Origin of the sequence: Allobosea sp. LC85, assembly GCF_000735605.1 — a bacterium.
Classification (GTDB): domain Bacteria; phylum Pseudomonadota; class Alphaproteobacteria; order Rhizobiales; family Beijerinckiaceae; genus Allobosea.
In genome coordinates this window covers 42607-61549 of sequence record NZ_JPKG01000004.1, presented here as the reverse complement: position 1 = coordinate 61549, position 18943 = coordinate 42607, and the positions used below count along the sequence as shown (strand labels likewise).

General features: G+C 65.1%; 20 protein-coding genes. 9 read left to right on the top strand and 11 right to left on the bottom strand.

What is annotated here, in order from left to right:
- Positions 1–59: 59 nt before the first annotated feature.
- Positions 60–923 (top strand): ABC transporter permease, encoded by an 864-nt coding sequence (locus FG93_RS00295; protein WP_244448449.1) that lies wholly within the window; start codon positions 60–62, stop codon positions 921–923.
- The gene (locus FG93_RS00290; protein ID WP_052513100.1) at positions 920–1708 is read left to right on the top strand and encodes an ABC transporter permease; all 789 of its coding nucleotides are present in this window, start codon (positions 920–922) and stop codon (positions 1706–1708) included. The genes FG93_RS00295 and FG93_RS00290 overlap by 4 nt, the downstream gene beginning before the upstream one ends.
- 37 nt (positions 1709–1745) lie before the next feature.
- On the opposite strand, the gene FG93_RS00285 is transcribed toward FG93_RS00290, so the two are convergent.
- The gene (locus tag FG93_RS00285; protein WP_043230798.1) at positions 1746–2612 is read right to left on the bottom strand and encodes a LysR family transcriptional regulator; all 867 of its coding nucleotides are present in this window, start codon (positions 2610–2612) and stop codon (positions 1746–1748) included.
- 380 nt (positions 2613–2992) lie between these two features.
- Between FG93_RS00285 and pcaD the strand changes: the two genes are divergently transcribed.
- From pcaD to FG93_RS00250, 7 genes are all read left to right on the top strand, one after another.
- The gene (gene pcaD / locus FG93_RS00280; RefSeq protein WP_043230489.1) at positions 2993–3802 is read left to right on the top strand and encodes a 3-oxoadipate enol-lactonase; all 810 of its coding nucleotides are present in this window, start codon (positions 2993–2995) and stop codon (positions 3800–3802) included.
- A 9-nt stretch (positions 3803–3811) separates the two neighbouring features.
- A complete protein-coding gene (locus tag FG93_RS00275; RefSeq protein WP_200878046.1) occupies positions 3812–5182 on the top strand; it encodes an MFS transporter in 1371 nt (456 codons plus the stop codon).
- Between the two features lie 339 nt (positions 5183–5521).
- Positions 5522–6694 carry a muconate/chloromuconate family cycloisomerase gene (locus tag FG93_RS00270; protein ID WP_200878045.1) on the top strand — a complete coding sequence of 391 codons (1173 nt, stop codon included), beginning with the start codon at positions 5522–5524 and terminating at the stop codon, positions 6692–6694.
- Between the two features lie 5 nt (positions 6695–6699).
- On the top strand, positions 6700–6990 hold the full coding sequence (catC, locus tag FG93_RS00265) for a muconolactone Delta-isomerase (RefSeq protein WP_043230486.1): 291 nt from the start codon (positions 6700–6702) through the stop codon (positions 6988–6990).
- A gap of 57 nt (positions 6991–7047) precedes the next feature.
- A complete protein-coding gene (locus FG93_RS00260) occupies positions 7048–7977 on the top strand; it encodes a dioxygenase (RefSeq protein WP_043230484.1) in 930 nt (309 codons plus the stop codon).
- Between the two features lie 172 nt (positions 7978–8149).
- Entirely contained in the window at positions 8150–8953 is an 804-nt protein-coding gene (gene benD / locus FG93_RS00255) for a benzoate diol dehydrogenase BenD (RefSeq protein ID WP_043230482.1), read from the top strand.
- A gap of 8 nt (positions 8954–8961) precedes the next feature.
- Positions 8962–9798 (top strand): 3-keto-5-aminohexanoate cleavage protein, encoded by an 837-nt coding sequence (locus tag FG93_RS00250; protein ID WP_152579223.1) that lies wholly within the window; start codon positions 8962–8964, stop codon positions 9796–9798.
- A 55-nt stretch (positions 9799–9853) separates the two neighbouring features.
- Here FG93_RS00250 and FG93_RS00245 read toward each other — a convergent pair whose 3' ends face one another.
- From FG93_RS00245 to FG93_RS00205, 10 genes are all read right to left on the bottom strand, one after another.
- The gene (locus FG93_RS00245; protein ID WP_052513098.1) at positions 9854–10651 is read right to left on the bottom strand and encodes an inositol monophosphatase family protein; all 798 of its coding nucleotides are present in this window, start codon (positions 10649–10651) and stop codon (positions 9854–9856) included.
- Complete coding sequence (locus FG93_RS00240; RefSeq protein ID WP_052513096.1) at positions 10623–11366, bottom strand: ABC transporter permease; 744 nt, start codon at positions 11364–11366, stop codon at positions 10623–10625. The genes FG93_RS00245 and FG93_RS00240 overlap by 29 nt, the downstream gene beginning before the upstream one ends.
- Positions 11363–12061, bottom strand: a complete 699-nt coding sequence (locus tag FG93_RS00235; protein WP_043230475.1) for an ABC transporter permease — start codon at positions 12059–12061, stop codon at positions 11363–11365. The genes FG93_RS00240 and FG93_RS00235 overlap by 4 nt, the downstream gene beginning before the upstream one ends.
- Before the next feature lie 66 nt (positions 12062–12127).
- A complete protein-coding gene (locus FG93_RS00230) occupies positions 12128–12910 on the bottom strand; it encodes a transporter substrate-binding domain-containing protein (protein WP_043230472.1) in 783 nt (260 codons plus the stop codon).
- 28 nt (positions 12911–12938) lie between these two features.
- The gene (locus FG93_RS00225) at positions 12939–13709 is read right to left on the bottom strand and encodes an ABC transporter ATP-binding protein (RefSeq protein ID WP_043230470.1); all 771 of its coding nucleotides are present in this window, start codon (positions 13707–13709) and stop codon (positions 12939–12941) included.
- 139 nt (positions 13710–13848) lie between these two features.
- Positions 13849–15393: a PLP-dependent aminotransferase family protein gene (locus FG93_RS00220; RefSeq protein WP_052513094.1), complete on the bottom strand. Its 1545-nt coding sequence runs from the start codon at positions 15391–15393 to the stop codon at positions 13849–13851.
- Positions 15394–15617: 224 nt separating this feature from the next.
- Positions 15618–16154 carry an HlyD family efflux transporter periplasmic adaptor subunit gene (locus FG93_RS00215; RefSeq protein WP_043230468.1) on the bottom strand — a complete coding sequence of 179 codons (537 nt, stop codon included), beginning with the start codon at positions 16152–16154 and terminating at the stop codon, positions 15618–15620.
- Between the two features lie 45 nt (positions 16155–16199).
- On the bottom strand, positions 16200–16649 hold the full coding sequence (locus tag FG93_RS32180) for a hypothetical protein (RefSeq protein WP_152579222.1): 450 nt from the start codon (positions 16647–16649) through the stop codon (positions 16200–16202).
- An 8-nt stretch (positions 16650–16657) separates the two neighbouring features.
- Entirely contained in the window at positions 16658–17065 is a 408-nt protein-coding gene (locus FG93_RS00210; protein ID WP_052513092.1) for a toxin-activating lysine-acyltransferase, read from the bottom strand.
- Between the two features lie 518 nt (positions 17066–17583).
- Positions 17584–18930 (bottom strand): HlyD family type I secretion periplasmic adaptor subunit, encoded by a 1347-nt coding sequence (locus FG93_RS00205; protein WP_043230465.1) that lies wholly within the window; start codon positions 18928–18930, stop codon positions 17584–17586.
- Positions 18931–18943: the final 13 nt, after the last annotated feature.

Here is an 18943-nt window from a genome sequence, read left to right as displayed (position 1 = left end):
GCCGAGACCCTCTTGGAGGAGATGCTCGGGTCAGGCCCGAGCATGACGGGAGAGACAGGATGAGCGCCATCGACCCTTCCGACCGCTACCGGCGCCGCGAACAGGGGCTGATGCTCCTGCTCGCCTCGCCGGCCGTGATCGTGATCGTGGCGCTCGTCGTGCTGCCTGTGGGCTGGCTGATGGGCCAGTCCTTCTATGACAACGGCTTCACGCTGGAGAACTATCGCCGGATCTTCAGCGAGGACATCTACTGGCGCAGCTTCATGCTGACCTTTCGCATCGCGCTGATGGTCACGCTGCTGACGCTGATCCTCGGCTATCCCGTAGCCTATGCCGCGGCCCATGTCAGGCGTCCCTGGGACGTGCTGATCCTGAGCTTCGTGATCCTGCCGTTCTGGACCAGCGTTCTGGTGCGCGCCTATGCCTGGCTCGTCCTGCTGCAGCGCACGGGCGTCGCCAATCAGGTGCTGGAGCGCTTCGGGCTGATCGGCGAGCCGCTCGCGCTGGTCCATAACGAACTCGGCACGGTGATCGCGACAGTCCATATCCTGCTGCCATTCATGGTGCTGCCGCTCTATTCGACCATGCAGAAAATCCCCCGCGAACTCATGCTCGCCGGCGCGAGCCTGGGCGGTGGGCCGCTTCACAGCTTCCTGCGCATCTTTCTGCCATTGTCGTTGCCCGGCGTCATCGCCGGGCTGACACTCGTCTTTGTCCTGACGCTGGGCTTCTACATCACGCCCGAACTGCTGGGTGGCGGCCGCACGATCATGATCTCGATGGTCGTGAGCCGGAATGTGGAACTCTACAACCAGTGGGGCGCAGCGAGCGCGGTCGGCGTCGTGCTGCTCGTCTGCGTGCTGGCGATTTTCATCGCCGTCGGGCGGATCATCCCGCTCGACAAGATGCTGGGGCAGAAATGAAACAGCCACTTCTGCCGCGCATCATGTTCGGCGCCTTCGTAGCGCTGGTCTTGATCTACCTGATCTTGCCGCTGCTGATCATCGTGCCGATGTCGTTCTCCGGCACGCGCTTCCTCACCTTTCCGCCGCCCTCCTTCTCCCTGCGCTGGTACGCCGAGTATTTCGGCAACCCGAACTGGATGCAGGCGACACGCATGAGCCTGATGATCGGGGTGCTGACCGTGCTGATCGCAACGCCGCTGGGGGTGGCGGCGGCTTACGCCATCAGCAACGGCACCGGCCGGTTGATGCGGGTTCTGCATCTGATGCTGATGCTGCCGCTGATCGTGCCGATCATCATCATCGCGATCGGCATCTTCTTCGTCTACGCCCGGGTCGGGTTGATCTCGACATTGACTGGGCTCGTCCTGGCAAACGTCATGCTCGGCCTGCCCTTTGTGATTACCTCGGTCGTGGCAGGGCTGCAGAGTTTCGACCCGACGCAGGAGATGGTCGCACGCAGTCTCGGCATGAACCGCCTGCGCGCCTTCCTCGCGGTGACGCTGCCACAGATCAAGGCCAGCGTCTTCGCCGGTGGGATCTTCGCGTTCATTTCGGCGATCGACGAGACCATCATCGCGCTGTTCATTTCAGGCGGTCAGTACCAGCCTCTGACGAAGCGGATGTTCACGGCGCTGCGCGACGAGATCGACCCGACCATAGCCTCGATCTCGACCTTGCTGACGGCGGCGTCATTCCTGCTCGTGCTGCTGGCGATGAGCGGGCAGAAACGATCGGCTCCTTAGATAGACAAGCAACATGAATGTGCGGTCATGACGTCCCTCAGCCCGCCAGGTCGATGATCTGCTGCAGCAGGACCGAGGTGTCGTTCCGGCGGTAGCTGACGATGATGGGGCTGGTGAACCTTTCATCGAGATCGAGGAACTGGACATCGTCGCGGCCGAAGCGCCGGACCGAGGCCGGGACCACGCAAATTCCAACCCCGGAGGCGACGAGGCCGAGCGCGGTCTGCACGTCCCGGACCTCCATGCCGATGCGCGGCCTGACCCCGGCCTCGCGATAGAAGGACAGGACCTGGTCGGCATAGCTCGGCCGGGGCGCCTTCGGATACAGGATCAGCGGCTCCGCCTCGAGATCCGCCAGCTTCGGCTTCCGGCCGCTTCTCGGCAGCGCATGGGTCGAACCGACCGCCACGCATAATCCTTCCTCGCGCAGCACCTTGCGCACCAGCATGTCGTCATCGAAGCGCAGCCGCCCGAAGCCGACATCGATGCGACCGTCCTTCAACGCGGAAATCTGCTCCAGCGTCGTCATCTCGAGGAGCTGCACCTCCACATCCGGCACCAGGATGCGAAAATCGCGGATCAATTGCGGCAGCGTGTCGTAGAGCGTCGAGGCGACGAAGCCGACATTGAACTGCAGCACCAGGCGCTTGCCGATGCGCGTCGTCATGGCGCTCATCTCCTCGACGCGCTGCAGCACCTGTTGCCCCTGCTCGAAGAGATAGCGCCCAGCCTCGGTCATCGTGATCGGCCGGCCACGATCGAGCAGGCGCACGCCAAGCTCCTCCTCCAGTTGCTGAATCTGCCGGCTCAGCGGCGGCTGGGCGATATGGAGCTTCTCGGCCGCGCGGCTGAACGAGCCTTCGGCGGCGACGGTCGTGAAATAGCGCAGATGACGCAGATCCATCGCTGCCTGCTCCTCCCGCTCTCCGATCGATGCAGGCGGCCGCATCCCGGAGACCGCCATCGTGGCGGTCGTCACATCCTCGCGGGCGAATGCCCCGGCTCCGCGCCGCATCGGCAGGGAAGCGGCTTCCATACCGTAAGGGTATTAATTTACACCAAAACGATCCTGTCCAGCGGCGTCATGCCTGCCTAGCCTGACAAGCAGGGAAGAAGCGTTCGCGCAGGAGAATGACGCTCCGCCGCGAACCGAGCTGGCCGTCAGAGCCGCCGGAGAGCCATGTCTGAGATCGAACCGTTGCGGCCCGCGCCAGCGCGGCTTGCGAAAAGCACGTCGTCGACGCCCCTGTTCGGACGCCGTCGCCGAAGCCGGCGGGCCTGATCATGCCCTATCTCGAAACCGGACCGGGCCTGCGCCTGTTCTACACGGTCACGGGGCCGGGCTCTGCGCCGGTGCTCGTCTTCTCCAATTCGCTCGGCACCACGCATCGAATGTGGGACGCCATCGCCAGCGAACTCTCCGCTGAATATCGCTGCGTGCGTTACGACACCCGCGGCCATGGCGGCTCGAACCACGACCCCTCGCCCTTCGAGATCGCCGATCTTGCCGATGATCTTGTCGCCCTGCTCGACCATCTCGACCTGACGCGCGCCCATGTCGCCGGCCTCTCGCTTGGCGGGATGATCGGCCAGGCTTTTGCCGCGCGGCACCCGACACGTCTTGCCGGCCTCACCCTGATGGCGACGACAGCCTATATGCCGACGCGCGAGGCCTGGGAGGAGCGTGCCGGGCTGGTGCGGCGCGACGGCACGCAGGCGATTCTCGCGGCCACGATGGAGCGCTGGTTCACCTCGGGCTTCCGCGACGCCCATCACGGCGCCACTGACGCGGTGGCGGAAGAGTTCGCCGCCATCGACCGGGACGGCTACGCCGCCTGCTGCGAGGCGATCGGCCGGATGGATCTGCGCCCGCTACTGCAGCGGGTGAGTGCTCCCACGACCGTGATCGCCGGCCGCGAGGACCCGGCGACGCCGGTCGCGATGGCTGAAGCCCTGCAAGCGGGCATCGCCGGCTCACGCCTCGTCGTGCTCTCGCCTGCCGCCCACCTGCTCGCAATCGAGCAGGCCGAGCGCGTCGCAGCCGAGCTGAGGCGCGATCTCTCCCGTTCATACCCACAAAAATCACAAATCTGAGGAGCGCCCATGTCCAGTCCACCAACCGGCACGCAAGACATCAAGGACATCATCGATGCAGGCTCGATGACGGGCCGCCGATGGGCCGTCGTCGCCCTCTGCTTCGTCATCGCCCTGCTCGACGGCTTCGACACCCAGTCCATCGCCTTCATTGGGCCTGCGATCGCGCAGGATTTCGGCATGAAGGCCGCCGACCTGACCTGGGTCATCACCGCCAGCACCATCGGCATGACGCTCGGCGCGATCGGCCTCGGCAGTTTCGGAGACCGCTATGGCCGGCGCAAGGCGATCCTGATCGCCATCTTCCTGTTCGGGGTGTTCTCCCTGATGGGCGCCTATGCCACCTCGCCGACGCAGATCATCGTGCTGCGCTTCCTGATCGGCCTCGGCATGGGCGGGGCCACGCCCTCGCTGCTGGCACTGGCCGGTGAATACAGCCCCGCCTCCCGGCGCGGCACGATGATCACAGGGGTGCTGCTCGGCCTGCCGGCCGGGGCCATGCTCGGCGGCCTGATCGCAGCGAGCTGGCTACCCATCCTGGGCTGGCGCGGGATCTTCCTGGTCGGCGGCATCCTGCCGCTCGGGCTGATGGTCATCACCTATTTCCTCCTGCCGGAATCGCCCGCCTATCTCGTCTCGCGCAAGCAGAACGACAGGCAGGACGAGGCGCGCCGCCTGCTTCGGCAGATGACCGGCCAGTCGATCCCCGACCAGATGCGCCTCGTCAGCACCGGCAAGGTCGTCCATGGCGGCTCGATCGCCGGCCTGTTCGAGCCGGGCTATCGCGGCGTCACCATCGCGATCTCCGCCATCTACCTGTTCAACTGGATCGCCTGGTTCCTGCTGCTGCTCTGGCTGCCGACCGCGCTCACCACGCTCGGCCTGGAAAAAGCCCAGGCCGCCTATGGCACCGTCGTCGTCAACGCCGCCTTCATCATCATGGCCCTGCCGCTTTCGTCCTTCCTGCCGAAGGTCGACCCGCGAAAGCTCCTGATCGGCATGTTCGCCGTCGGGATCGCGGTTGCGCTCGGGCTGGGTTTCGCGGGCGATCGCTGGCCGCTGGTCTTCTCCCTCATCGCCCTTGCCGGCTTCGGCATCGGCGGCCAGCAGCTCGTGCTGAACTATCTGATCTCGAACCCCTCCCCGACCCAGCTGCGCGCAACCGCCACGGGCTGGGGCATCGGCGTCGGCCGCTCGGGGGCGATCATCGGCTCCGCGATCGGCGGCACGCTGCTGACCGGCGCGGGTCCCTCCGGCTACTTCATGACGCTCGCCATTCCGCTGGTGATCGCGGCCCTGGCGACGCTGACGGTTCGGCCGGCGGCCGGCGCCGCCCTCGCCTTCCCCCCGCCCGCATCCGCCGCCCCGGCGACCCGGTAAGGCCCATTCAGCTGCGCCCGGCATAGAGCATGCTGCGAAAAAGTGGTGACGGTTTTTTCGCATAAAGCATGCTCTAAACTATTATAATCGATCACGTTTTCTGCATTTGGACGAAATCGTCCAAACGCAGCGTGATCTAGGCGAAGCCGCGAGAACAACCAGGGGACGCGACCGCCGAGAGGCCGGCCGCGTCCCCTTTTGTGGCTGATGCGAGCCACTGGCGGAGGGCTGCCCGTCACCGGGTTCCATACCCTTCGGGTATCAAAATACACCCAATCGATCCTGTTCCCCGGGAAAGGCGCGTCCTAGCCTTTGCTTCAATGAATATGGGAGCGAAACGTGTCTGAAGGTCCGCGGATTCAACAGGTCGAGACGATTCTGGTCGATCTGCCGACCATCCGCCCGCACCAGCTGGCGATGACGACGATGCATCGCCAGACAGTGATGATCGTGCGGCTGCATATGTCGGACGGCCTGGTCGGGACCGGCGAAGGCACCACGATCGGCGGGCTGGCCTATGGTCCCGAGAGCCCGGAGGGCATGAAGCTCGCGATCGATACCTATCTCGCGCCGATCCTGCTCGCCGGCGACCCGAACCGCATCGCCCGGACGATGGCGACGATCGCCATGTCGGTCCAGGGCAATCATTTCGCCAAATGCGCGGTCGAGACGGCCCTGCTCGATGCACTCGGGCAGCGTGTCGGACTGCCGATCTCCGAACTGCTCGGCGGCCGCCAGCATGATCGGCTGCCGGTGGCCTGGACGCTGGCGAGCGGCGATACCGCGCGCGACATCGCGGAAGCCGAAGAGATGCTGGCGCTCCGCCGCCACAACATCTTCAAGCTCAAGATCGGCAAGGGCGACCCCGGCGCCAATGTCGCGCATGTGGCTGCGATCAAGCGCGCGCTCGGCGACCGCGCCTCGGTGCGGGTCGACATCAACCAGGCCTGGTCGGAAGCGACGGCGTCGGCGATGCTGCCGGCGCTCGCGGCTGCGGGTGTCGAGCTCATCGAACAACCCGTGGCATTCCGCAATCTCGGCGCGCTCGCCCGGCTGGCCCGCGAGACGCCGGTCGCGATCATGGCGGACGAGGCGCTGAACGGTCCGGAGACCGCCTTCGCCATCGCTGCCCTCGCGGGCGCCGATGTCTTCGCGCTGAAGATCGAGCAATCCGGTGGGCTCTTCGCCGCGGGCAAGGTGGCAGCGATCGCGGAAGCCGCCGGCATCGGGCTCTATGGCGGGACGATGCTGGAAGGCGGCATCGGCACCGCGGCCTCGGCCCATCTCTTCTCGACCATCGGCAAGCTGGAATGGGGCACGGAGCTGTTCGGCCCGCTGCTGCTGACCGAGGAGATCCTCGAGACGCCACTCGATTATGCCGATTTCGGCCTCACCGTGCCGACGGCACCGGGGCTCGGCGTGACAGTCTCCGAAGCACAACTGAGCCGCTTCCGGCGCGATCGCACCGAGCGCTCGGTCCATGTGCTGCCACGCGCCAAGACGGGATTCTGAAAATCATGCTGTTCCAGGTTGAAATGGATGTCCGGATCCCGCCCGACCTGCCGGTCGAGACGGCGACCGCGCTGAAGGCGAGCGAGCGCAAGCGTGCGCAGGAGTTGCAGCGGGCCGGTCTCTGGCGGCATCTCTGGCGCCATGCCGGACGCTATGCCAACACCAGCATCTTCGATGTCGAGAGCCCGCAGGCCCTGCACGACATTCTCTCGGAGCTGCCTCTCTTCCCCTACATGGACGTGAAGGTCACGGCGCTCTGCCGCCACCCCTCGTCCGTGCATGACGACGACCGCTGACAAACAACGGCTGCGGCCCTGGAATGGCCGCCAATCACCAGAACACGAGGAACCGCCATGCCCATCAACCTGATCTCCGACGAGGACAAGAAGGATCTCGCCGCCCGCGCGGCCGGGATGGACAATGACAAGGGCGACCAGCGCACCAAGGCCGTCACGGCCCAGCTGCTCTACCGGATCATGCAGGCGATCGACGAATGCGACGTCTCGATGGATGAATTCTGGGCAGCCGTCGCCTTCATCGGCAAGGCCGCGAAGAATGACGAGCTCGGCCTGCTCGTCCCCGGCATCGTGCTCGAGCATTTCCTCGACCTGCGGCTCGACGAGGCCGAACGGCTTGCCGGCCTCAAGGGCGGCACGATGCGCACCATCGAAGGGCCGCTCTATGTGCCCGGCGCGCCCATCTCCAAGGGCGAGGCCCGCATGGATGACGGCACCGACCCGGGTGAGATCTTCATCATCGAAGGCCAGGTCACCGACGAGGACGGCAAGCCGATCACTGGTGCGATCGTCGACCTCTGGCACGCCAATTCGAAGGGCGGATATTCCTTCATCGATGGCGAACAGGCGCCCTATAACCTGCGCCGTCGCATCGAGACGGATGAGCAGGGCCGCTATCGCGCGCGCACGATCGTGCCGAACGGCTATGGCTGCCCGCCGGAAAGCGCGACACGCCAGCTGATGACCGCGCTCGGCCGGCATGCGGAACGCCCGGCCCATGTCCACTACTTCATTTCGGCGCCGGGCCACCGCCAGCTGACGACGCAGTTCAACTTCACCGGCGACAAATATCTCTACACGGACTTCGCCTTCGGCACCCGCGACGAGCTCGTCGTCACGCTGGACCGCGTCGTCGACGCAGACGCGATCCGCAATGCCGGGCTGAACCGCCCGTTCGCCCGCACGACCTTCGACATCGTGCTGACGAAGGAGCGCGAGGGCGTGCCGCAGACGCAGGTCAGCCGCGCCCACGTCACCGCCGGCTGAGGCCCTCGCCTCGCGGGCTTGCGCCCGGCTATATCGCGCGGCCAGGACGTCCCGTCGCAGGCTGCGACGGGACGATACTAACGGTACCGCTGGCCTTCGCCGCCCGCCTGACCGGAGACGGCGCAGCCGTCAAGTCCCCGCCTCACGGCGGCATCTTTCCCGGAGATCAACCATGTCCCAGCCATCCACGCGCGGCCGCCGGTTCGAAGGCCGCAGCCTCGTCGTCACTGGTGCCGCCCAGGGCGTCGGCAAGCAGGTGGCGCTGGATGCGGCTGCCGAAGGGGCAAGGCTGACGATCGTCGACCGCTCGGCCATCATCCAGGAGGTCGCGCAGGAGATCGCCTCGGCTTACGGGCCAGGGCGCGTCATCGCGCTCGAGGAGGATCTCGAGACCTTCGCCGGGAATGAGCGGGTGATGGCGCGCGCCAAGGAGAGCTTCGGCGCCATCGACGTGCTGGTGACCAATGTCGGCGGCGCGATCTGGATGCGGCCCTTCCAGGAATTCGACGAACGCCAGATCGCCGCGGAGATCAGCCGTTCCCTGTTTCCGACGCTGTGGGGCTGCCGCACCGTGCTGCCTACCATGCTGGAACAGGGACGCGGCGCGATCGTCAACGTCTCCTCGATCGCGACCAAGGGCATCAACCGCATTCCCTATTCCGCGGCCAAGGGCGGCGTGAATGCTCTGACCGCCTCGCTCGCCTTCGAGCTCGCGGGCACGAATATCCGCGTCAACGCCGTGGCGTCGGGTGGCGTGGATGCGCCGCCCCGCCGGATTCCGCGGGGAACCGACGCGCAGACCGAGGCGGACAAGCAGTGGATGCAGCAGGTCGTCGAGCAGACGCTCAGTGCCTCGCATCTCGGCCGCTACGGACAGCTCGGCGAGATCGCCGCCGCCATCCTGTTCCTGGCGTCGGACGATGCGTCCTATGTCAACGGAACCGTGCTTCCGGCCGGCGGCGGCGACCAGGGATGACAGACGCCATGACCACTCGCCCCGTCGTGGTGGCGGTCGCCATCACCGGCTCCGTGCCGCGCAAGAAGGACAATCCGAACCTGCCCGTGCTGCCGGCCGAGCAGATCGCCTCGACCCGCGCCGCCTTCGCGGCGGGTGCCAGTCTCGTCCATATCCATGTCCGTCATGACGACGAGACCCCCTCATCCGATCCGGAGCGCTTCGCCCAGGTGCAGGCCGGCATTCGCCAGGCCTGCCCGGGCATGATCGTCCAGTTCTCGACCGGGGGCCGCGGGCGCGACCCGGCGGCACGGGGCTTGAGCCTCGTTCATCGCCCGGACATGGCCTCGCTTTCGACAGGCTCCGTGAATTTTCCGACGATCGTCTACGAGAACCCGACGAGCCTGGTGAACGATCTCGCGGCGCGGATGCAGGAGCATCGGATCGCACCGGAGATCGAGATCTTCGACCTCTCGCATATTCATGCGGCGCGCCGCCTGATCGAGGAAGGGCTGATCGGCCCACGCCCGCATATCCAGTTCGTGATGGGCGTCAGGAATGCGATGCCGGCCGACGAGGTGCTGCTCGACATCCTGCTCGCCGAGACCAGGCGGGTCATTCCCGGCGCGACCTGGACGGCAGCCGGCATCGGGCGCGACCAGATGCGGGTGATGGACTGGGCGCTCGCCCGCGGTGCGGATGCCGTGCGTACCGGGCTGGAGGACAATATCCGCATCCACAAGGACCGGCTGGCGAGCGGCAATGCCGAGCTGGTCGCGCTGGCGGTCGAACTGATCGGCCGCCATGGCCGCCGGCCGGCCACGCCCGCCGAAGCGCGCGCCGCCCTGAACCTCGCTGCCGTTTGAAGCGGTGGGACGGCTGGCGCGAAGCTGGCGCCGCAGCCGGGGGCAGTCGCCTTCCTCACTGAAGCCTGAGACGCTCGAGCACCCTCTCGTGAAGTTCGGGGCTGCCGCTCGCGACACAGCGGTGGCCGGAATGGATCGTCAGCGGCTTGCCCTCCCAGTCGCTGATCGCACCTCCGGCATTGCGCACGATCGGCGCAAGGGCGCAGTAGTCGAAGGCGTCGAGCCCACTGTCGATGCTGATGTCGAGCGCGCCATCGGCAACACGGCCATAGGCATGGCAGCCGCCGCCATAGACGCACCATCTGGTGTCGACCCTGAGCCTCTCGAAGGCCGCCCGCTCCCTTGCGTCGAAAGGCTCCGGGTTGCCGTTGCCGAGGGTCGCATCGCCAAGCGCTGTTCCCTTGCGCGAGGTGACGGCCTCGCCATTGCGGCGCGTCGGGGTTCCATCGACGCCGACCCAGCGTTCCCGGGTCACCGGGTTGTCGATGACGCCGAGGATCGGCACGCCCCGGTAGGCCAGCGCGATCAGGGTCCCGAAGGTCGGAATGCCGGTGATGAAGGCCTTGGTGCCGTCGATCGGGTCGAGCACCCAGACGAAATCGCGCTCCAGGCCGACCGAGGCATATTCCTCGCCAAGGATGCCGTGGTCGGGATGAGCTGCTTCCAGCGCGCGGCGCAGGCTCGCTTCCACGCGCCGGTCGATCTCCGTGACGGGGCTCCTGTCGGATTTGGTGTCGAAGCTGCGTCGCTGCGCGATGGCCTCCCGGATGATCGCGCCGCTCTGGTCGGCGAGGTGTTCGGCGAAGCGGGCGAGCGCAGGCAGGTCAGGCTTTGGCAGGTCGGGCTTGGACATGTCGGTCTCCGACGATCGCGGCCGAGGGGCGCAGATCGCGTTGGTGCCTGGCGAGCCGGTATTCGAGCGTTCGCAGGGCTGCGGTCAGGACGGTGGTGATGAGGAGATAGATCGCGGCCGCCGTCACGAAGAGTTCGTAGGGCGCGAAAGTACGGGCGACGATCGTGTTCGCGGTGCCGGTCAGCTCCATGATCGTGATCGTGCTCGCCAGCGAGGTCGCCTTCAGCATGCTGACGACCTCGTTGGTGTAGGCCGGCAGCGCCAGCCTGACGGCGCGGGGCAGGATGATGATGCGGTAGGCCAGCGGAAGCGACATGCCGCAGGCGCGTGCGGCCTCGATCTCGCCGGCGGGCACGGCGCTGATCGCGCCGCGCAGGATGTTGGCGGTGTAGGCGGCCGTGTGCAGCGAAAAGGTCAGGACCGCGCAGAACCAGGCCTCGCGGATAGAGGGCCAGAGCGCGCTGTCGCGGACGAATTCGAACTGCGCGATGCCGTAATAGACCAGGAAGATCTGGACCAGCAGCGGCGTGCCCCTGAAGAAGGAGATGTAGAAGGCCACGGCGGCGCGCACCGGCCCGGGGGCTTCCAGCCTGGCGATCGCAAGCGGGACCGCCAGGAGCAGCCCGAACAGCAGCGAGGCCGAGAGCAGCTGGATGCTCAGCCAGGTACCCCGCAGCAGCGCCGGGATGCTTTCGATCATCAGGGCTGTGTTCATCGGGCGAGCTCCCGCTCGCCGCGCGAGGCGCGGCGTTCCAGCCTCTCGACCAGCAGGCCGTTGGACGTGGTCAGGACGTAGAAGATCACTGCTGCGACGAGATAGAACCGGAAGGGTTCGCCGGTGACCGAGGTCGCTATCGCGCTGACGCGCATCACCTCCTCGAGGCCGACGACCGAAACCAGCGAGGTATCCTTGATCAGCGAGATCCAGTTATTGCCGAGCCCGGGCAAGGCGAAGCGCCACATCTGGGGCAATCGGATCGTCACGAACGCATCCCACCAGGAGAAGCCGAACGCCTCGGCCGCCTCGATCTGCCCCTTCGGGATCGCCAGGAAGGCGCCGCGCAGGACCTCCGCCGCATAGCCCCCGAAGACCAGGCTGAGCGCGAACACGCCCGCCGCGAAGGCCGGGATCTCGACGAAGCCGCCGGCGGAGTTCATCGCCTTCGGCAGGCCGCCCAGCGCCACCGAGCCGCCGAAATAGACGATCAGGATGATCAAGAGCTCGGGCGTTCCGCGCATCACCAGCGTGAAGAAGAAGCCGAGCTTGCGGACCAGCCACCAGCGCGAAAGCTGGGCGAGCGCCCCGAGGACGCCCCAGAGGAAGCCGAGCAGCAGCGAAGCGAGGGCGACCTCGATGGTGGTGACCACGCCGCGCGCAACCTGGCCACCCCAGCCCATCAGCAGATCCATCTTGGCAACCTCCGGCTGGTGGGTGGCGGACGGGTGCTCTGCGCGCCCCGCCCTGCCCCGTTCCGATCAGGGCAGAACGCTGAAGGACCAGTAGCGGTCATTGATCGCCTTGAAGGAGCCGTCCTTGAACGATGCCGTCAGCGCCGCATCGACCTCGTCGCGCAGCGCGCTGTCGGCCTTGCGGATGCCGACACCGACGCCCGGGCCGAAATAGGAGACGTCGTTGATCTCGGGGCCGATGAAGCTGAACTTCTCGCCGCGCGGCTTCTGCAGGAAGTCGCCATCGAGCTTGATCGGCCCGGCGAAGACGAGGTCGATCCGGTTCGACTGCAGGTCGAGCAGCATGTTGTCGACGGTGTCGTATTGCGCGACCTTGGCGCCCGCGAACTCCTTGGTCATGTATTGCTCATAGGTCGAGGAGCGCTGGATGCCGACGGTCTTGCCGGCAAGGCCGGCCGGGTTCGGCTTGCCGTCGGCCGCGACCGGCGAAACCTTGAGCGTCTTCGGCCCGATGAAGCGTGCGGTGGAGGAGCGGTAGGGCACGCTGAAGTCGATCGTCTTCTTGCGGTCCTCGGTGATCGACATGCTGGCGAGCAGCAGGTCGAACTTGCCCGCCAGCAGGGCCGGGATCATGCCGTCCCATTGCTGGCAGACGAAGATCAGATTGGCATTGAGGCGCTTGCCGATCTCGCGCGCGACATCGATGTCGAAGCCTTGCAGCTCGCCCTTGGCGTCACGGAAATTGAACGGCGGATAGGTGCATTCGCTGCCGATCCTGATGTCGCGCGCCGCGGCGCCGGAGGCGAATGCGCCCATGAGGCCGGCCGCGATGACGAGATGCTTGAGCATGGAACTCCCCTTTTCATTGATGGCCAGATCACAGGACGCGCTGCAGGAAGGCGCGGCAGCGCTCCGAGTTCGGGTTGCCGAGAACCTGCTCGGGCGGCCCGCGCTCCTCGACCACCCCCTGATGCAGGAACAGGACTTCGCCGGAGATCTCGCGGGCAAAGCCCATCTCATGGGTGACGATGATCATCGTGCGGCCCTCCGCGGCGAGCGCGCGCATCACGGCGAGCACCTCCCCGACCAGCTCCGGGTCGAGCGCCGAAGTCGGCTCGTCGAAGAGCAGGAGCGCCGGCTCCATGGCGAGGGCCCGGGCGATGCCGACGCGTTGCTGCTGCCCCCCGGAGATGTGCTGGGGGTAGGCGTTGCGCTTGTCGATCAGGCCGACCTTGTCGAGATAGGCCTCGGCGCGCTCCGTCGCCTCGCGCCGGCCCAAGCCCAGCACCTTGATCGGGGCGACGCTGACATTCTCCAGGACGGTCAGATGGGTCCAGAGATTGAAGCTCTGGAAGACCATGCCGATGCGGCTGCGCATCCGGTTGATCTGGCGCCGATCGAGGCGCGCCCCGCCCCTGCCCTGTTCCAGCCGGATCATCTCGCCGTCGAAGGCGATGGTCCCGGCGTCGGGCAGTTCGAGAAGATTGATGCAGCGCAGGAAGGTGCTCTTGCCCGAGCCGCTGGCGCCGATCATCGTGATGACGTCATGGGCGCGCGCCGTCAGGTCCAGCCCCTTCAGGACGGAGAGCCCCCCGAACTGCTTGCGAATGCCTTTGACGTCCAGGACGTTGTTCGGTTCGGCGCTCATGGGACCCCGCTGCTGGCCTGGATGATGCGAAGCGGCGCCAAGCGACCCAAGGTCCAATTCTCGGCTTTCGTCATGGTCCAATCCTCGACGCCGCCCAGGCGCTGGGCAGCGTGCTGACGGCAACGGCGCCCGTTGCGTGTCAGCGCGCCGCCCGGGCTTCGCCTGGCCGTGCGGACAGCTCCGCGATCACGTCCGCCACCGTCGCGGCGCGCGCCGGTATCCTCTCCGTGCGCGTGTTGCCGAAGCCGAGGATGAGGCCGTGCCGGACAGGGCCCTGGCAATACAGCGAGAGCGGCGGACAATCGAAACCCCGCCGGGACAGCGCGCTGGCGACGGCGATGTCGTCGAACGGCCGGTTTGGGTGAATCGTCATGTGCAGGCCGGCGGTGACATGGGGAATGGCGAAGCTCTCGCCCAGTCTCTGCTGCAGGCAATCGGCCAGAAGCAGCGAGCGTTCGCGATAGATCGCGCGCATCCGGCGCAGATGCGCGGCGAGATGGCCTTCCCGCATGAAGGCGGCGACGAGCGCCTGATCGGGCTGCGGCGCATAATGCGACAGCGCCCGCTGGGCCAGCGTGAAGGCCTCGACCAGATCGGGCGGCACGACGAGATAGGCCAGGCGCAGGCCAGGAGCGAGCGCACGGTTGAAGGAGCTGGTGTAGATCACGCGGCCGTGACGATCCTCGGCGAAGAGCGGCGGTTGCGCCTGTCCGGACCAGCGGATCTCGCTGTTGAAATCATCCTCCATCACCCAGGCGCCATGGGCATGAGCCCAGTCGAGCACCGCCCGCCGACGCGCCAGTGGCATCGAGCAGCCAAAGGGGAACTGCTCCACGGGCGTGACGACGATCAGTCTTGCTGCCGGGCCACCGCCGGTGTCCCGGGGGATGCGCGCGGCATCGAGCCCCTGCGCGTCGACAGGGACAGCGGTCGTCTTCAAGCCGCAGAGCGAGAAGGTGGCGAGCTGCGTGACATGCCCGGGATCCTCGACGATGACCTCGTCGCCGGGATCGAGCAGGGCATGGGCGACGAGCGCGGCAGTCTGCAGCGTGCTGCCGACGACGATGATCTGCCCGGGCTGGCAGGTGACGCCGCGCGTCTCGGCGAGATAGGTCGCGATCTGGGCGGTGAGGCTCGCGCCATGACTGGTTGAGCCATGACTGGTGGAGCCATGACTGGTGGAGCCATAACCGGTCTGCGACAGCGCCCGGGAGCGCCAGTGCCGTGCGGCGATCTGGCCGAAGACCTCGTAGGGGAATTCGTCCAGCGCCGGGACGCCCGGGCTGAGATCGAGCGTCTCGGAGCGCTCCGGCGGCAGGCCGAGATCGATCAGCCGCCCGGCGCGGGCCGACAGGGCCGGGACGGAGCGTTCGGTGCCGAGCGCGGGCTGGACAACCGGAACGCGATGATCTTCGGGCAGGACCCTGTCCACGAAGGTGCCCGAGCCGCGGATGCGCCTGACATAGCCTTCGGCCTCCAGCTTGTCATAGGATTGGATGACCGTGTTGCGGGCGAGCGAGAGCTCCCTGGCCAGCATGCGGCTGGGCGGAAGGCGCGTGCCGCGCGCCAGCCGCCCTTCCATGATGCTGTCGCGGAACTGGGCGAAGATCTGCTCGTAGAGCGGCTTTTCACTCTCGCGGGCGAGCTGGATCAGGTTCCAGGCCGGATAGTTGAATTGGGCCACGGTTCGACCTCGCAAGCGACGCGGCCAATCTGGACGAAAGCGGGCCACGAGGGAAAGCCCCCGATCGCACAGCTGGCATGAAGGCCGTCGCGCAGGCGAGGGTCGCGGCCGCCAGGCCGGCACATGGGATGATGCGCGGCAACATGAAGCGATCGAGGAGCGCAGCCTCGATCCTTGACGAGAAAGGAGGGCGCCGAACGGCGCAAGCCGCCATGGCTCTCCGCTCATCTCTCCCTGAACGCTTTTGCGATCTGATCCTTGAGCGGCTTGACGATGTATTCGAGCGGGGTGCGGTCCTCGGTCCTGACGAAGACATCGGCCTGCATGCCGGCGCTGATCCGGTGGGGCGCCAGCCGCGCGAGTTCGCCGGGCTCGACCATGACGCGGATGGTGTAGAAGGTCACGCCGGTCTGCTGGTCGCGGCTGGTATCGGCCGAGATGCGGGAGACCTGGCCCTGCAGCTCCGGCGTGGTGCGCTGGTTGAAGGCGTGGATCTTGATCTGCGCGGCCTGGCCGAGCGCGATCTGGTCGATGTCGGGCGGATTGACCCGCGCCTCGATCTGGAGTGCATCCTCGGCCGGGACGATCAGCATGGCCGGCTCGGCCGGCGTGATCACGCCGCCAACGGTGTGGACGGCGAGCTGATGCACAAAGCCCGCACTCGGCGCGCGGATCTCGATGCGCTTCAGCTGATCCTCGGCAGCGACGCGCCGCTCGACCAGCTCGGCGCTCTTGCCTTGGATGTCGCGCAGCTCCTTCATCGCCCCCCCACCCCAAAAAATAAGAAAGAGTTCGATCTAAATTGTTCAACCATTCATTCCGACTTGAGATACTGAAACAGTAATCTTTCTATTTTTATCGATATTGACGATTATTATCCATTGATTATAGAATTTCGATCCATTTGAAACATCTGGATATATTACATATCTCCTATATTTTTTTAATTCACATCTTAAATTACCTTCAATACGACATATAGCGCCAGATTCCTCCAAATAACTCTTAAATTCTCGCAACTCAACAAAACCATTACTCTCAAGGTGTTTTATTATCCCATCTTCAATAATCTTATTATTTTGGATCCAAGTTGACAAACCTATATATTTGTCAAATTTTCTATCGGAAATATTTGTATCGACGATTGTGAAACTCGGGCCACCGCACCCAACCAAAACAAAACAGAGATTGGCTAGCGCAATATTTCGCCAACTGCGCGGCATCGAGATGAATTTACGTGCAATTGAAAGTATCATTTATATTTTTACTTATAAAAATTTTGAACTTGCTTCATCTCTTCCCCAAAATCCTCGGCACCTCCAAAGGGCGCAATTACCCTCACGACCTTCACTACATTCCCCGACTTCCAATCATCCGGCCGCAGCGTCGGCGCACCAGCATCCAGCCGTGCCTCGATCTCTGGCGAAACTCGGGCGTAGAGCACCACCGCGGCCGGTCGGCCCTCATGGTAGAACAGCCGGAACTGCCGCAGCAGGATCGGCGGCATCACCAGCCATTCGAGATCGCTGATCAGATATTGCTTGTACTCGGGGCTCTGGCTCATCAACCAGACGATTTCTCCCAGCACCGAAGAGATGGTCTTGTCGGCATGCTCGGAGCGACCCGCATCCCCCGGTGCAGCACCCTGCGCCCCGCCCGCTTGCTTCGCCATCACCCGAGCCTCCTGCTCGCAAAACGCTTCGGCCTGGACGCTGAATCACAAGCTGCAGTTCACTCCTGCAAACGTCCATGGGTTGCAAGATCGACCAAAGATGAGCCGCCGGGTTTTCCACTGACGTTGCGTTCATGCTACAGCCCGCACGCGACAAAGGCGGGCCAGAGGGCTTTTGTCGAAACGGCCCATGGCCTTCTGTTCCCTGCCCGGGAGCGTCGCAGGCTGGCGATGCGCAGAAGCCTCGCACCCGCGGCACAAGCGTTTCACAGGAGGAAGCGCCTGCAATCCCTGCGTGATGCACGGGATTCCGCGCAGGCGTTACGGTCCGTTCCGCTACGTCAAACCGACAAGCGTGACTGCGGCCAAGATCACCGCCGCCGCCCCCGCCAGGTCCCTCACGCCCGGAGCCCGCGCTAGAGCATTTCCGTGTTTCTCCGAATCGCGGAAATGCTCTAGCTCCTTGTTTTATCGCATTTTCTTCACGCGAACCGGTGTCCACTTCGCTCGAAAATGCGCTAGCGCTGACGAAACGACTGATTGAACGAGGCCACGAGCGGCCCGACGAGATAATCGAAAGCCGTGCGCTCTGTCGTGGGGATCATGACCGTCGCGGGCATGCCAGGGTAAAGCTGAATATTTGGCAAGTCGGCAAGCTCGGCCTCGTCCACGCGTACCAGCGCAACATAATAGGGATTGCCTGTCTTGCTGTCGGTCAGGCGATCAGCGCCAATTTGAATCACCGTCCCGTGTATCATGGGGATGATGCGCTGCTTGTAAGCAGTCAGATGCACTTCAGCGCGCGCCTGGAGGCGAACGTCACTGATATCCTCAACGCTGAATTGCGCCTCGACGATCAAGGTTTCTTCTTCCGGGACGATATCCAGGATCTTGTCGCCGCGATTGACGACGCCGCCGACTGAAAAGACATTCAGGCCGACAATCCGTCCGGAATAGGGAGCCTGGATTTCCGTACGACGCAGCACAGCTTGAGCATTGAAGATCTTCGGAATGAGCTCGAGCCGTTTCGCGTGCGATTCCTTCAGTTCTCTTGTCACCTCGGCCAGCCGATCGTTGGTCAGCTGTGCTATCTGCTGCCGCTGTTCGGCAATCGCTTGCCGCGATCTCGCAATATTCGCCAGCGTCTCGGCTATCTGACCTTCAAGGCCATCAGCGGCGCGTTCCACCTGCAGGAAACGCGGCTGGGCGATCAATCCCTGCTTGGCGAGCGGAATCAGGCTTTGCAGCTCCTTCTGGACGGAGATGAGTTGAGCGCGGAGCGCCCTGGCTTGCGCCTCTCCTCCTGCGATCTGGTGACCGAGCTGCGCTATCCGCTCCCTGATCACACTGCGCTGGCCTTCCAGTGCAGCCAGGCGGCTCTCGAACTGCAGGACCTGACCGTTCCACACGCTGCTCACATCCTGTTCGGCCATTCGTCCCTTCAGATCCGCAGGGATATCCATGGCAGGCGCGTGATTGAGTTCGGCCTTCAATCTCTCTTCGGTGGCGCGGAGAACGAGATATTGTTGCGACAATACGTCATGCTCGGTTTGCGCCTGCGTCCTGTCCAAGACGATCAGGGTATCCGCCAACTTGACTCTGTCGCCCTCCTTGACGCGCAGCTCCCGAACGATACCGCCGTCGAGATGCTGAACGCTTTTGCGGTTGCCTTCGACCTTGACGACCCCATTCGCGATGACAGCCCCATTGAGTGGAGCCGTGACCGCCCATGTGCCGAAAGCGCCGAAGAACAGCCCGATCGTGAGGCCGCCGACGATTGCTTCGTACCGAATGGACTCTCGGGGTTCCGTGGCTTCTGACGATCCAGGGGATCCCGGGCCAGCGAGCTTGCGGTTGCCATGCATGCGCCGCCCTCCG

Coding starts and splice junctions, on each gene's coding strand:
- FG93_RS00295 (WP_244448449.1), top strand. CDS start 60: ATGAGCGCCATCGACCCTTCCGACCGCTACCGGCGCCGCGAACAGGGG.
- FG93_RS00290 (WP_052513100.1), top strand. CDS start 920: ATGAAACAGCCACTTCTGCCGCGCATCATGTTCGGCGCCTTCGTAGCG.
- FG93_RS00285 (WP_043230798.1), bottom strand. CDS start 2,612: ATGGATCTGCGTCATCTGCGCTATTTCACGACCGTCGCCGCCGAAGGC.
- pcaD (WP_043230489.1), top strand. CDS start 2,993: ATGCCCTATCTCGAAACCGGACCGGGCCTGCGCCTGTTCTACACGGTC.
- FG93_RS00275 (WP_200878046.1), top strand. CDS start 3,812: ATGTCCAGTCCACCAACCGGCACGCAAGACATCAAGGACATCATCGAT.
- catC (WP_043230486.1), top strand. CDS start 6,700: ATGCTGTTCCAGGTTGAAATGGATGTCCGGATCCCGCCCGACCTGCCG.
- FG93_RS00260 (WP_043230484.1), top strand. CDS start 7,048: ATGCCCATCAACCTGATCTCCGACGAGGACAAGAAGGATCTCGCCGCC.
- benD (WP_043230482.1), top strand. CDS start 8,150: ATGTCCCAGCCATCCACGCGCGGCCGCCGGTTCGAAGGCCGCAGCCTC.
- FG93_RS00250 (WP_152579223.1), top strand. CDS start 8,962: ATGACCACTCGCCCCGTCGTGGTGGCGGTCGCCATCACCGGCTCCGTG.
- FG93_RS00245 (WP_052513098.1), bottom strand. CDS start 10,651: ATGTCCAAGCCCGACCTGCCAAAGCCTGACCTGCCTGCGCTCGCCCGC.
- FG93_RS00240 (WP_052513096.1), bottom strand. CDS start 11,366: ATGAACACAGCCCTGATGATCGAAAGCATCCCGGCGCTGCTGCGGGGT.
- FG93_RS00235 (WP_043230475.1), bottom strand. CDS start 12,061: ATGGATCTGCTGATGGGCTGGGGTGGCCAGGTTGCGCGCGGCGTGGTC.
- FG93_RS00230 (WP_043230472.1), bottom strand. CDS start 12,910: ATGCTCAAGCATCTCGTCATCGCGGCCGGCCTCATGGGCGCATTCGCC.
- FG93_RS00225 (WP_043230470.1), bottom strand. CDS start 13,709: ATGAGCGCCGAACCGAACAACGTCCTGGACGTCAAAGGCATTCGCAAG.
- FG93_RS00215 (WP_043230468.1), bottom strand. CDS start 16,154: ATGAAGGAGCTGCGCGACATCCAAGGCAAGAGCGCCGAGCTGGTCGAG.
- FG93_RS32180 (WP_152579222.1), bottom strand. CDS start 16,649: ATGATACTTTCAATTGCACGTAAATTCATCTCGATGCCGCGCAGTTGG.
- FG93_RS00210 (WP_052513092.1), bottom strand. CDS start 17,065: ATGGCGAAGCAAGCGGGCGGGGCGCAGGGTGCTGCACCGGGGGATGCG.
- FG93_RS00205 (WP_043230465.1), bottom strand. CDS start 18,930: ATGCATGGCAACCGCAAGCTCGCTGGCCCGGGATCCCCTGGATCGTCA.